Annotated in this window: 10 protein-coding genes; 3 read left to right on the top strand and 7 right to left on the bottom strand. The window is 63.7% G+C overall.

The genetic code is table 11. The annotated features are described in order from the left end of the window. Window positions 1-31 precede the first annotated feature (31 nt). Window positions 32-1,756 (top strand): FAD-binding protein, encoded by a 1,725-nt coding sequence (locus tag HMPREF1023_RS08010; protein ID WP_009305708.1) that lies wholly within the window; start codon window positions 32-34, stop codon window positions 1,754-1,756. A 218-nt stretch (window positions 1,757-1,974) separates the two neighbouring features. Here the strand turns inward: HMPREF1023_RS08010 and HMPREF1023_RS08005 are convergent, their stop codons facing one another. Then, complete coding sequence (locus HMPREF1023_RS08005) at window positions 1,975-3,468, bottom strand: FAD-dependent oxidoreductase (protein WP_009305707.1); 1,494 nt, start codon at window positions 3,466-3,468, stop codon at window positions 1,975-1,977. Window positions 3,469-3,784: 316 nt separating this feature from the next. Here HMPREF1023_RS08005 and HMPREF1023_RS08000 point away from each other — a divergent pair, with 316 nt between their 5' ends. Beyond that, a complete protein-coding gene (locus tag HMPREF1023_RS08000; RefSeq protein ID WP_009305706.1) occupies window positions 3,785-5,263 on the top strand; it encodes a helix-turn-helix transcriptional regulator in 1,479 nt (492 codons plus the stop codon). A gap of 234 nt (window positions 5,264-5,497) precedes the next feature. Here HMPREF1023_RS08000 and HMPREF1023_RS07995 read toward each other — a convergent pair whose 3' ends face one another. From HMPREF1023_RS07995 to HMPREF1023_RS07980, 3 genes are all read right to left on the bottom strand, one after another. Continuing rightward, complete coding sequence (locus HMPREF1023_RS07995) at window positions 5,498-5,767, bottom strand: ACT domain-containing protein (RefSeq protein ID WP_009305705.1); 270 nt, start codon at window positions 5,765-5,767, stop codon at window positions 5,498-5,500. A gap of 91 nt (window positions 5,768-5,858) precedes the next feature. Then, window positions 5,859-6,428, bottom strand: coding sequence for a GTP cyclohydrolase I FolE (folE, locus tag HMPREF1023_RS07990; protein ID WP_009305704.1), 570 nt, complete (start codon window positions 6,426-6,428; stop codon window positions 5,859-5,861). Between the two features lie 509 nt (window positions 6,429-6,937). Next, the gene (locus tag HMPREF1023_RS07980; RefSeq protein ID WP_009305703.1) at window positions 6,938-7,795 is read right to left on the bottom strand and encodes an exodeoxyribonuclease III; all 858 of its coding nucleotides are present in this window, start codon (window positions 7,793-7,795) and stop codon (window positions 6,938-6,940) included. 243 nt (window positions 7,796-8,038) lie between these two features. Between HMPREF1023_RS07980 and HMPREF1023_RS07975 the strand changes: the two genes are divergently transcribed. Continuing rightward, entirely contained in the window at window positions 8,039-11,383 is a 3,345-nt protein-coding gene (locus tag HMPREF1023_RS07975) for a peptidase M6 (protein ID WP_009305702.1), read from the top strand. A gap of 68 nt (window positions 11,384-11,451) precedes the next feature. Here the strand turns inward: HMPREF1023_RS07975 and rlmH are convergent, their stop codons facing one another. From rlmH to HMPREF1023_RS07960, 3 genes are all read right to left on the bottom strand, one after another. Then, the gene (gene rlmH, locus HMPREF1023_RS07970) at window positions 11,452-11,922 is read right to left on the bottom strand and encodes a 23S rRNA (pseudouridine(1915)-N(3))-methyltransferase RlmH (RefSeq protein ID WP_009305701.1); all 471 of its coding nucleotides are present in this window, start codon (window positions 11,920-11,922) and stop codon (window positions 11,452-11,454) included. Window positions 11,923-12,012: 90 nt separating this feature from the next. Next, window positions 12,013-12,969 (bottom strand): 4Fe-4S binding protein, encoded by a 957-nt coding sequence (locus HMPREF1023_RS07965; RefSeq protein ID WP_009305700.1) that lies wholly within the window; start codon window positions 12,967-12,969, stop codon window positions 12,013-12,015. Window position 12,970: 1 nt separating this feature from the next. Beyond that, on the bottom strand, window positions 12,971-13,625 hold a 655-nt coding region (locus HMPREF1023_RS07960), incomplete at its 5' end, for a 4Fe-4S dicluster domain-containing protein (RefSeq protein WP_083802133.1).

The raw sequence follows: 13,625 nt of genomic DNA, 5'->3' as shown, positions 1-13,625 counted from the left end.
TGGTGAGATAAGCTAGGAAAGGGAGTTCATCATGGAGGGAAATCTGAACCGTCGCAGCTTCGTCAAAGGGGCGGCATTGAGCGCTGCAGGCCTCATTGCGGGAGGCGCGCTGGCCGCATGCTCGCCCGCAGCAGGAACATCCGAAAGCAAGTCCGACTCCGCCCAAACGACGGGCGCGAACAACGCCGAACAGCGGTGGAGCTTCGAGATCGCGCCCGATCCTATCGGCGACGACCTCGTCACCGAAACGGTTGAAACCGATGTCGTGGTGGTGGGAGGCGGCATGAGCGGTCTGGTCGCAGCTGCATCATGCGCTGAAAACGGATTGAAGGTGACGCTCATCAGCGCGTCGAAGGCTCCTGTGAGCCGCGGCGGATCCAACAACGGCGTGTATTCGAAGGTCATGGAAGAGATGGGCATCCCCCGCATGGATCCCACGTGGTTCTACCGCAAGGAGTACCTCGCCAACGGCGGCAACTTCAAACCGGCTCTGTGGTACAAGTTCTACAACAACTCCGAGGAGGCCATCAACTGGATCATCGACATCGCGGCCAAGGCCGGCATCAAGACCACCATCGAGTCGGGTCCGGAATACAAAGAAGGCGACCCGATGTTCACCCCGCCCGCAGCTCACGCGTTCTACGTTGACGACAGCGAGCTGAAAGGCTCCATCGGAAACGGCGAAGGGCATATCGCTGCGGAGATGGGGAGGTACGTGACCAAAGACCTGGGAGTAGACGTGCGCTGGAACGTCAAAGGCGAGCAGCTGGTTCGCGGCGGCGTTGCCAACGGCAAGGAAGGTCGCGTGGACGCGATCATCGCGTCCGATGCCGACGGCGCCTACACCAAATACGTCGGCACCAAAGCCGTCATCATGGCAACCGGCGACTTCTCCCATGACAAGGATATGATGGAGCGCTATTGCCCCCAGGCCGTCGAGCTGTGCGATTTCACAACCGACATCAACTACGATCAGGGCATTTGGATGGGCGGGCTCATGCCCGGAGACGGCCACAAAATGGAGCTTTGGGTGGGCGGCGCCTGGCAAAAGGAGCCCAACAACATCATGCTCGGCCGCCCCAACCTTCCCGGCGACCAACCTTACACGAGCCACACCGGCCTCATGGTGGACAACATGGGACAGCGCTTCATGAACGAGGACGCGTTGGGAGGCCTCGCCTGCGCGACCATCATGCATTTGTCCGAGAAGACCGCCTATTGCATCTGGGGCGCTAATCGCGCCGAAGCAGGTGGGCCCTGGGGCGCCATCAACTACCCTCACGGCGAATACTTCACGACGGAAGAGGTTATCGAACGCTGGGATACGGATGCCGACGGCTTCGGCATCGTCAAGGCAGACACGCGCGAAGAGGTCATCTCGAAGCTCGGCTTGCCGGCGGCGACTATCGACACCGTCGAGCGCTACAACAAGATGTGCGAAGCAGGCGTGGACACTGATTTCTACAAGACCGCCGACAAGCTCATCTCCATTGGGGCAGACGACGGTCCCTTCTACGGCGCATCCTTCTCTCCCGGCTTCCTGACTTCTCTGGGCGGCCTGCGCACCGACAGCGATCTTCGGGTGCTCGACGAGAACGACCAGCCGATCGAAGGCCTGTTCAACGCCGGATGCATGATCGGCAACTTCTACTCCGGCACCTACACGTTCGCGATGGAAGGCATGAACTACGGAGCCACCTGCATTACGCTGCCCTACGTTTTGGGCAAGGATCTAGGTTCTGGCAAGCTCAACTAACCCGTACGCACCCCTCCTCCCGAAGCGCGTCGACCGGGTCCCGCTGGATCGGGTCGACGCGCTTTGCTGCGTGCGTTCGACGGCGCCCGTGCGAAAAGGCTTGCCGTTTCTGGCAGGTTTCGGCCGAAAGCGAGGCAACGCTGCGCACGCGAAAAAAATGCGGGTGCAACGCGCTTGCGCCGCACCCGCATCAGGGAGGGGATGAAGGAGGAAAGGGTCTAGGCTTTCAGGTACGCCGCCGCGCTCTGGGCGCCGATGCGACCCCACGTGAAGCAGTTGGAAAGCGTGAATCCCATGTAGGCGGAGTTGCAGCTAGCCTCGCCGCCCACGAACAGGCCCGGCATCACTTCGCCATCAGCACGGATGACCTCGCCCTGCTCGGTGCGAGCCACGCCGCCGTACGTGATGATCTCGCACGGCACGACGGGCACGGCCAGGAAAGGAGCCTCCAGCTTGGCCGTGGGGAAGCCGCCGATCTCGCGGTCCACGCCCGAGTCCACCGCAGCGTTGTAGGCCTCGATGGTCTCGGCAAGCGCTGCGGCATCCACGCCCATGTTGGCCGCGAGCTCAGTCGCATCGGCACCCTTGATGTATTCGAGTCCTTCGCCGCGCTTCACTTTGCCGCCGGCTGCTGCCACCGTGGCCTCGTCGGAGATCTCCCATACGTAGCCCATGCCGTCGCGATGGATCTTGTCGAAAATGGGGCCGTTCAGGTTCTGGCTCATGAAGCCTTTTTTGCCCTCGTCGACGAAGCGCTTGCCGTCGGCGCCCACCAAGATCATGTTGGGAAGGTTCGTGAAACCGTTGAGGTTAGCGCTGGCCGAGGTGCCGTTGTGCTCGCTCATGATGGTGTAGTCCTTCACCACGCACATCATGTCGTTGGTGTGCGACAGGAGCGCGCCTGCGTTCGAAGCGGCCACCAGGCCCTCGCCCTCGCAATTCGGGTGCCCGATGCCGAACGTACCCGCCTTCTCGGGATCGAAGCGCGCCGCCAGCTCGGCGTTGTAGGCGTAGCCGCCGGTGGCGATCATGATAGCGCGCGCCTTGATACGCTGCGTCTTTCCCTTCGCCTCGACCACCGCGCCTTCCGTCTTGCCCTCGGCGTCCAGCAGAACCTCCACCAGCTTCGTGCCCTTCTGGATCTCCACGCCCAGCTGGTCCAGGCAGGCGGTGAAAGCCGCGACGAAACCGCCGCCCGCGCCGTCGACGTTATGCATCATTTGCAGGGGGCCGTAGTAGATGTCGATCTGATCCGTGAACTTGACGCCCACGCGGTCGATCAGCCAGTCGATGGTCTTGCCGCTGTTCTCCACCGTGATCTTAGTGAGCGCCGGGTCAAGATGATACGACGCGTTGTTCATCAGGTTCGCATACATCGCGTCGTAGGTGAGCTCGACGCCCTGCGACTTCTGCAGCTGGGTATCCCAACCGGCGATCATGCCCTGGGACATGGCCGTAGTGCCGCCGATCTGGTCACCCTTTTCGATGATCAGCACGTTCTCCACGCCATTGTCCTTGGCTTCGACCGCGCACGCCATGCCGGCGCCGCCGCAGCCGCACACCAGCAGGTCGACCTCGGCATCCCAGGTGCCCTCGGAACCCGTGGGCTTGTCGCCTTGCGGAGCGCAGCCCGCAAGCGCGCCCAATGCGAGCGCTGCGCCGCCCAGCGCCGCACCGCCGATGAAGTTGCGCCGTGAAATTCCTTCGTTCATGACATCCCTCCTGTTGCTCGGGCCGAACCGCCGCTCCTGCGGGCACAATGCCCTCCCCTGGCGACCGTTCAGTTTCGATTGCTATCCTTGTCGTCGGAGCTCTTCCCGCCCTACTTGACGACCCGCTCAGCATAGGCCGGAGAACAGGCGCGACGCATCTCCCATTCTGGGTCGAATCGGCGACTCGACCCCTCCCTCATTTTGGGTTGAATTGCCTCCAACAGGGCTTTTTTGCACGAACAGGGGTTGGCAGAGAGACGATACTATCGGACAATGAGCGCAGATTCGGCGACGTATCGAGGGGAGGGGTCGGCCGATGGATGTTTCGCGCTTCGACAAGCGCCGTCTGTTCGTCGCGTGCTGCGCGCTTGGATTCGCCTCGTTCAAAGTCGCCCAGTCGTCCCTATACTCCACGGCCATGCTGACGTCGGAAACGACCACCGTCCTCATAGCGGGATTGGACTTCAGCATCGCGTCGGCGGCTTTCGTCGTCCTCACGGAAGCGGTCATCGTCGCGCTGGCCCTGCTTGGTCGGCTGCCCAGGCTATCCATGCCAGTGATCGCGCCCTCGTTGGTGCTGGCGGCCACCGCGGTGTTGTCGTACAGCGGCGCTCTCTCGTCCGTCGATCCAGTAGTCTCGCTGATGGCGCTTGCTTTCGCGCAGGGAACCGCCACGGTCATGCTCACGTTGGCTTGGGTAGAAATCATGACGGAAATGGAGCCCACCATCAGCATGAAGACGCTGGCCTCGTCGATGCTGCTGGCCGCCGCGGTCACTTTGGCCTTGCAGAACAGCCCTTCGCTGGTCATGCTTCCCTGCGTCGTTGCGACGCTAGTGGCGAGCGCACTGCTCTATCGACGCGCGAAAGGCATAGCGGGCAACGCGCTTGCCAGCGGCAAGACGATGGGAGGCGACGAGGCGGCGGCGGGTGCGGAGCAGAAGAGGGATCGAACCTCCCTGCGACCGTACCTTCGGGGATTCGTGTCCATCGGGGAAGGCCTGCTGTCGCTGCTGGTGCTCGGATGCGTCGTGGGCATCATCAACGGATTCATGGTGGTGCAGCACTACGACTTCGACGGCTCGTCTTTGGCATCGGCGATGGGCATCGCCGCAGCCTCGATGGCGTTCTTCGTCATGGCGTACGGCTTTCCGAAGACGTTCAGCGCCTCCCGCGCCTATCGCGCGCTCTTCCCCCTGCTCACCGGCGTGCTGATCATTTGGCCGTTCGCGAACTTCCAGTACAGCTACTTCGTGGGCGCGGCGTTCGTCGCCGGCCACAGCCTGATCTCCACCAGCGTGATGTACCTCATCATTCGCGAAGCGCACGAAAGCGATTTGAACCCGTATGCGTTCATGGGTGCGTCGGTGCTGCTGATCAGGCTTGCATCGGTGTCGGGGATCGTAGGCGGCACGGTTATCGCGGGGCTCGATCTCAACCCGTCGTTCAAGACGATGCTGGTGTTCTGCATCGCGTTGTACCTGCTTTCCATCGTCCTGCTATTCATGCTGCGCATCAGGAAGCGCTCGGAACGCGAGCAACGGCCGGCCGCGTCCGGCGAGCCCGTCCGAGGCGAAGACGCATTCGACGCCAAAGGCACCGAAGTGACGGTTCGGCATGGCCTGACGGACCGCGAATCGGAAATCCTCCTGCTGCTGGCTCGCGGCAGGAGCTCCACCTATATCGGCGAGGCTCTGTACCTGTCTCCCAACACCGTGCGAGGACATATCAAGAACATCTACGCGAAGCTGGGCGTACACTCCAAGCAGGAGATAATCGATCTGTTCACCGCTTGACCTTCACGAAAATGTCCTAAAAGGAATCTGTTCCCTTTTAGGACATCCGTAGCGTCGAAGCATCTTCGACCGTCAAGTTGAACATCGCGTTCGCGTGCACCAAAAAGCGCGTCGAACAGCCGGTAGAACCGCCCGCCTCGCTCCATCCCTAACATCCAAAGGCCGCCTTTCGCTATAGAGCCCTAGCCGATGCCCACGAAAACGCCCCAGATGGGAATTGCCCCTTTTAGGACGTTAGATCTTGTACATCATCTGGAAGACGTCTTCGCGCTGGACGATGATTTGGACACCCAGGGATTCGCCCACAGCTTCCAGCTTCTCCTGCACCGTGTTGAAGTCGGCCACCTCGGGATTGAGCGTGGTCAGCATGGTCATCGAGAAGATGTCGTCCAGGATGGTCTGGCTGATGTCGTCGATGTTCGCGCCGCACTCGGCAAGCGCGGTGGCAACCTCCGCGACGATGCCGCTGCGGTCCTTGCCCAGAACGGAGACTACACACTTCATTGGCTGGTTCCTTTCCTTGCCTGCTGCGCTACCTGATTGCGAACGAATGTTTCACGTGAAACATTCGCGATGGCCCTTTCGGGGGGGCGCCCTAGTTCCGTCGCGCGAAGATGAGCGACAGTGCCTCGGCGCGCGTCGCCTGGCTTTTCTCGAAGGCGCCGCGCACGGCGCTGGTGGTGGTGGTCGTGCCGGGCTTCTTCACACCGCGCATGCTCATGCACATGTGCTCGGCCTCCAAAACCACGATCACGCCCTGCGGGTGCAGCTGTTCGATCAGCGTGTCGGCGATTTGCGAGGTCAGACGTTCCTGCACTTGCGGTCGTTTCGCGAAAGCATCCACCAGGCGCGCGAGCTTCGACAATCCGCAGATGCGTCCATCGGATGCCGGAATGTACGCCACATGCGCCACGCCGAAAAACGGCGCGAGATGATGCTCGCACATGGAATAGAAGGGGATGTCGCGCACGAGAACCATTTCCTCGTGGTGCTCGTCGAACGTGGTTTCGAAATGCTGCGCCGGATCCTCGGTGAGGCCCGCGAACACCTCCTCGTACATCTTCGCCACGCGCTCGGGAGTTTTGACCAGGCCCTCGCGGCCGGGATCCTCGCCCACGCCTTCGAGGATCAGCCGCACGCCCTCTTCGATTTTCGCTCTATCCATAACCGTCTTTCTGCCGTCATACAACGAGAAGCATCATACCATGAGCGCTCTTTCCGCTGAGGCACACGCCACAGGGACTCTAGATGACGCGGTGTCCGCGAACGCCGTTGCAGAACCGCTTGCCGCGCGCCCCGTCATTCGCGACGTCAAGATCGGCAAGCTCCCCGCCGCCTCGAGAGACAAGGATCCTTCGGACAGTCAGCTTCTTGGAAAGTGGAAAACGGGGAGCGGGGGGCGGGGGGAGCGGGGGCGGGGCGGAGGATGACGGAGAAATCGAAGCTCGGCGGCAGAAACGGGGCGGTTTGGCAATCTCCCGCCTGCCTTCCGACCCGAATTTCCAAGGACCGAACGCAGCATCCTGCATATCCCCAGGTGAAGAAGAGCCGAGAGATATCCCACGGTTTTCATAGGATTACCAAACTCCCCCGCTTTTACCATACGGAAGCATTTTCGGCGTCACCGGCCGCAGCTCGAACGCCCCAGACGGAGCATTCGAGCTGCAAGCGATCCTACAGCTCCAGCTCTATCCCCACGGGGCAGTGGTCGCTGCCGTAGACTTCGTCGTAGATGCAGGCGCTTTGGATCTTCGGAGCCAACTCGTCGCTGACCAGGAAGTAGTCGATGCGCCACCCCGCGTTCGTCTGGCGCGCTTTGAAGCGGTAGCTCCACCACGAGTACGCGCCCGTCACGTCAGGATGCAGGTGGCGGAACGAGTCGACGAACCCGACCTCCAGCAAGTCGGTGAACTTGCCGCGCTCCTCGTCCGAGAAACCGGCCTTGCCGCGGTTCGGACCCGGGTTCTTGAGGTCGATCTCCTGGTGAGCCACGTTGAAGTCGCCGCACATGACGACGGGCTTCGGGTCGGCCGTCTCGCCCGGCTGCGTCAGCGGCAGCTCGGAAATGGCCACGTGCCCCTCGCCCAACGCCGGCCGCTCCACCGGCACGCCGGCGGGCAGCACGCCTTCTTCGAGCCCCTTGCAGAAGTCGCGGAACGCGTCGTCCCACTCCATGCGATGGTCGATGCGCGCCAGCTCGTTCTGCGCGTTCGGCGTGTACACGTCCACGAACCAGAATTTCGGGAACTCCAGCGCCACGATGCGCCCCTCGGTATCCAGGTGCGGGAAGCCCAGGCCGTGCAGCGCCTGCAGCGGCTGCTCTTTGCAGAATATGGCCGTGCCGGAGTAACCCTTCTTCTCGGCATAGCTCCAGTACTCGCGGTACTGCGGCAGGTCGAGCGTGGCCTGGCCCTCTTGCAGCTTCGTTTCCTGCAAGGCAACGATGTCGGCGTCCAGCTCGCACACGATGTCTTCGAAGCCTTTTTTCAGCACGGCGCGCAAGCCGTTCACGTTCCACGAGACGAAGCGCATATAGTTCCTTTCCCGATTCGCCAACGACTCGGTCATTATACCGCGCAGATCACCAACACGGATGACGGGCGGAATGAGGCAAAGGGGAGGGGTTGGCGTCTCGTCGTCGCGAGAGCGCCCGTCCCCCATATCCCCAAACGAGACGTTAACCCCGCCCCTTTGCCTCATTCTCAAAAAGCACGTGTCGAGCGGGGCGGCAGCGGGTAGTATGGTTCCATCACACCGGAAGACGAAGGGAACCGCATGCAATGCTTCGCTCGTTCAAAGGCCGCGCGCTGGGCCGCGTTTTTGCTGACCGCGCTTCTAGCAGCGGCCTTCGCAGGTGCGCTCGCGCCCGCGTCGGCTCATGCGCAGGACGCGGCGCACTCGCCCTGCATCGCCACCGTCGAGCAACGCGCCGCCTATGCCGCAGACGGCACGCTGGACGAACGAGAAGCCTTCCAGGAAAGCCTCGGCAACGACGAGCCCTCCCCCGGCCTCGTCCAACAGGCCCTCGCGCGCGAGCAGGCACAAAACGGCATCGCCCCGAACGCGGTTCCCGGCGACGACGGCGGCATGGCCGCTATCGGCAACGCACACGTGGTGGCGCTGCGCGTGTCGTTCCCCGACCGCCCCTTCGCGGAAGGAGATACGCTGGAAGCGCTTCAGACGCTCATAGGCCCGCGCGCCGTCGGCGAGGCCGCGCTGCCGAGCGCCGGCGGCTTTCCCTACGAGAACCTGCACGACTACTACCTCCGCGCGTCGTACGGCGCGCTTACCGTCACCGGCGAAGCGTTCGACTACGCGGCCCAGCACGAGCGCGATTTCTACACGGCGAACATCGGGCAACTGTACAAGGAGGCGCTCGACCACCTCGAGGCATCCGGCATCGATCTCGCGCGATTCGACGCGAACGGCGACGGGCGCATCGATGCCGTCTACCTGCACTTCGCCGGCGGCGACACCGGCTGGGGCAGCGTCTGGTGGAGCAACGAGCAGGTGCTCGACGTCCCCGACGCCGTGTACGCTGACGGCACAGTGCGCCTATGGAACGCCGTGGCGCTGTCGAATCCGTGCGACCAGCCGTGGGCCGCGCAGACCATCATCCACGAAACGGGTCACGTGCTGGGCCTGCCCGACTACTACCAGTACGCCAGCCAGCAAGGAGGCTCCACCGACCGCACGGGAATCCTCACCTTTGACATCATGATGCAGAACCAGGGCGATCACAATGGATTCTCGAAATGGATGCTGGGCTGGCTGCCCGACAGCAAGATCACCCGCATCTTCGCGAACGAGACGGGCATCGACGTCAAACGCGACGGCAAGGTGGTGCAACACGTGGACGCAACCGCCGACGGCAGCTCGTCCGTAGAAGCAGCTTTAGAAGCGTTCGCTTCGAACGACATCGATGAAACCGGCGGTATCGTCGTGGTGGCGAACCAAGACGCAAGCATGTTCTCGTCCTACTACCTGCTGCAGTACGACCGCTTCGCCGGCAACCAAAGCGTTCGCTACGAGCAAGATGGCCAACCCGCCGAGCTTCCGTCGGGATTTCGCCTCTTCAGAGTTCAGGCCGACCTAGGATCGGGCGGACCGTATTTCGTTCATTCGAACACGTACGGAACCGTGCACAACCAGCTGATCGAGCTGGTCGACCCTGATATGAACGAACCGCACGCGGAAAGCACCGACCTCGTCCCAGCCGCAATCGGCTCGAGAGAATACGGCTGCATGCTGTACGCAGGCGACGAGGTGTCTCCCCGAGGTTACCCTTCAACCAACTTTTTCGAAAACGCCAACGTCGGATTCACCGGCCTGACCATCGCCGTCACCGAAAGCCGTGCGGATGGCGGCACGCTGAACATCTCGTACTCGAACGCCGGCAAGCCGGAACCGCCCGACGATTTCACGCTTACGCCCCTGTTCGACAGCGTCTCGAACACGGGGACGCTGTCGTTCGAAGCGTCCACGAAGCCCGCCCTCGCCACGCCGCTGCCCGCGGCAACGCAGCTCATCGTGGACGGCCAGCCCCACGCCCTGCTGAACATCGAGACGGACGGCACCACGGTCAGCCTTCCGTACTTTCTCGATGCCGGCGATATCGGGCCCTCGTCAACGTGCGAGATCGTGTTCCCTGCCGGCATGTTCGTCTTGGCTCAAACAGGCGGCACGACTGCATATTCTCCCGAAGTGCGCCTCGAGCTGAAAGCAAGCCCGCTGCTCACCCCCGTCGACTGCGCGGGCGGCTACCTGGGCACCGAGTACACCGAAGATTCCACGGTGCTCAGCAACGTGTTCGCCTGCCCCGACGGAAGCAAACGGTTCTTCCAGATAGCCGACGGCCAGCTCAAGCTGCACGCCATCGACCCCGCCGATGTCGCACGCGTATCCTCGCGCACGGTCGAGGGCGTTCCCGTTCCTGCCGTCTTGGACTACCGCCCTTCGTTTCGCGTCGTGCCGCTATCGAACGAGACCGCGTTCGTGCTCATGCCTGCAGCGGGAGGCGAAAGCGCGGGATACTGGATCGATCTCCAGCGCGGAACCGTTATCGCGTCCTATCCCTTCGACCAAGCCGCTTCCCTCTCGCTTGCAGGCAGCGGGTCCACCGTATTAGCGGCGTCTTTCTATCCAGGCGGCGGCCGAACGATCGCCGCGCTCACCCCGCTTGAAGACGGAACCGTGGAAGCGCGCTACGGATGGACCCAGGCCGAAACCGTGGTTCCCGTCGACGCCGACGCGTTCGCCTTCGGGTTCATGGACGACGCAGGCGCTTTGACGGAGGAAGCGCGCATCCTGCCCGCCGACGCCATCGTCGCGGCGCTGCGCGATGGCGCAACCCTTCTCGAGCATGCCGCCGACAATGGCGAGCTGTGCACGCCCGAGCGCGCCGCGGCCACGCTGCCTCTGCGCGCCAGCCGCATGCTGCTGGCCGTCGAGCGCGCGAAGGAAGGCTTCTACGCGCTGCTTTCTTCGGACTACTTGGATCCCGCGAAGCTGACGAACCTGCTGATCGAGTTCGACAGCACGGGAGCGGAACGGGCGCGATCTCCTATCGAGGTGGACGGATCCGACGTATACATGCAACTTCGGGTCGCTCGCCACGGCACCGTGGCGCTGTCGCGGCGCATCGACATGACGAAACCGCCCATCTCCCGCAGCGACGTTTTGTTCTGCGATGTGAACCTGCAACCGCTCTCCGTGCTTACTACAGCATCCACCGGCTTGGGCACATGGCTCGACGACGGACGCTGGCTCGACGTGGGAATGAGCGTTGCAGCGGCAAACGGGCCGAAGGGGTCGCCCGTCGCAACGGAATCCGGCGGCGCAACCGAAGGCGGCGAGGTCGACGAATCCAAGCGCGCCCGATACGTGGTAACGACGCAACTTGACAAAACTCCTGCAAACCCAGGCGATGACCCCGCCGATCCCGGCATTCAACCGCAACCGCTCCCGCAACCAGCCGACGACCAGCCCGACAGCCCAAGCAAGCTCGCGCCTACCGGCGACCGCGCGAATGCGCTCGCGCTTGCCGCCCTGGCAACGGCAGCGCTGGCCACCGCGCTCCTCGCACTCATGAGGCAAAATGAGGCAAAGGAATGGGGTTGATGACTCATTCGGGGGACAAAGGGGACGGGCGCTCTTGCGACGACGAGACATTAACCCGTCCCTTTGTCTCATTTATGGTATGGCTCGCCGCGTGAGATTTTCTGGGCGCGGTAGAGCTGTTCCAGCAGCACCACACGAGCCAGGTTGTGCGGCAGCGTGATAGGGCCGAACGACAGCGTCTCGTCGGCACGCTGACGCACCGCGGCGCTCACGCCGTCGGAGCCGCCGATGACGAACGCGATATCGCTCGCGCCGTTCAGCTTGAGCGTGTCGATGCGCTGCGAGAAGCTCTCGCTCGAACGCTGCTTGCCGTCGATGGCCAGCAGCACCACATGCTCCGAGGGCCCGAGCGCGGCCAAGATGGCGGCGCCCTCGCGGTCGCGCGCTGCATCCACGCCGCCCGCGCGCGCAGGATCGATGTCGGCGATCTCGCGCACCTCGGTCTTACCGTACGGCTGCATGCGCTTCAGGTACTCGGCGCACGCAGCCGTCCAGAACTTTTCCTTCAGCTTTCCCACCGCCACTATGGTGAACTTCATACGCCGTCCCTTCGACCCCGCTATCATGGCTCGCACTCATGATAGCGGAAGCCCGACTTGCCAAGACGGAAACGAGATCGGACTCGTGCGCTATCTGACGGACGGTTCGACCTCCTCAACGTCGGAAAGCTCGTCGAAAGAGCCGGGTATCGGCTTCCCCGCCCTCGCCTTGACCTTGATGGACTTCGTGGGGCAGTTCTCCACGCAGTCGAGGCAGAAGGTGCAGGCCTCCAGCGTCGCCTTGCCGGGATCCGCCACGTCGATGCCCTCGGGGCACACGGTGGAGCAGGTTCGGCAGCCCTCCTTCGAGATGCAGGTGGCGCAGCCGGCCTGAGGGCGGGCGCCGAAGCCGAGCTTCGCGCGCAGCTTGCCCATGAGCCCGAAGAAGAAGCCGAGCGGGCAGATGGACGAGCACCAACGCTTGAACAGGAACAACTCCGCCAGCAGCATGAGCGGGAAGACGATCAGCTCCCAGCCCGGCTGCAGCAGCACGAACACGCGGTTGAGGGCCCACAGCGTGCCGAACACGAGACCGATGGGGCACAGCAGGCAGAACACCGGGAACCCCACGGCGAAAGACACAACCAGCAGAACGACCAGGACGAGTCCTTGGGTCTTGAGGCTGGAAGTACCACAGGACGAGCAGGTGGAGCAGCCGGAGCCGGAGGATTTTCCAACCGATGCGGGAGGCTCGGACGGGCCGTTCGCCTCCGACCCGCCGCGGGAGACGGGCACCGCTTCGCCGCTGCGGCCGAGAACGCCGCGCGGGGTATGGCCGCCGAACACGTTCTTCAGAAGCTGCGAGGGGCAGAGCCACGAGCAGAACGCCCGGCCCAGCAGGAACACGATGACCAGCACGGCCAGCACGCCGGGCACGAGACCCCACGGCACGGTGCCCGAAGCGACGACGATCTGCGCGAAGCCCACGGGACACAGCGCGCACAGGGTGCCGATGGCGGCGTTGCCGCCGAGATGCGCCGCGACGACGGCCAGCGCCAGCACGCCGGTCGCCACGAGGATGCGGATGGTTTTGATGCGCGTCTTCATGTCAGGCTCCCGCCTCTCGCGTCGCGTCGGGGCCGTCGGGATGGACGCCCTTGGTGTGGGGGCTCGCCGCGTTCGCCTGCGCCACGGCCACCGTGCGCTTGGACGCAAGCTCCTCGCTGGACACGGCGCCCGTCGCCTGTGCCGCCTCGCTCGAGCGCGACACCACCACGATGCCCTTGTCCTCGACGCTCGCATCGTAGGCGCGCAGCGAGGCCGAGGGGCATACTTGCTCGCACTTGCCGCAGCCGTCGCAGTACTCGGGATGCACCACCGGCCGGTCGTGGTCGTCCAGCGTGATGGCGCCCTCCACCGGGCACTCGTCCTTGCACACGGTGCAGCCGGCCCAGTCCCAGGCCACGCACGCGTCCTTCACCACCACGGCAACGCCCAGGTCGCGCTCGCGCGGGCCGCCGTAGGCGAGCGCGCCGGTGGGGCACGCGTCAACGCACTGCATGCAGAAGTCGCAGCACCCGTGATCGAAGGCGAGCGTCGGCGTGCCGTAGGCCACCAGGTTCTCGGCCAGCGGAACCGGCGTCACGATGCCGTAGGGGCACGCCTGCAGGCAGCGCCCGCAGCGGTCGCACGCCGCCACCAGCTGCGCGTTCGACTCCGCGCCGGGCGGGCGCACGAACGCGGCGTCGGCCTGGCGCGACACC

The sequence above is a fragment of the Eggerthella sp. 1_3_56FAA genome, assembly GCF_000185625.1.
GTDB lineage: Bacteria > Actinomycetota > Coriobacteriia > Coriobacteriales > Eggerthellaceae > Eggerthella > Eggerthella lenta.
The sequence above is the reverse complement of the archived record's forward strand: the minus strand, read 5'-3'. Positions and strand labels throughout refer to the sequence as shown.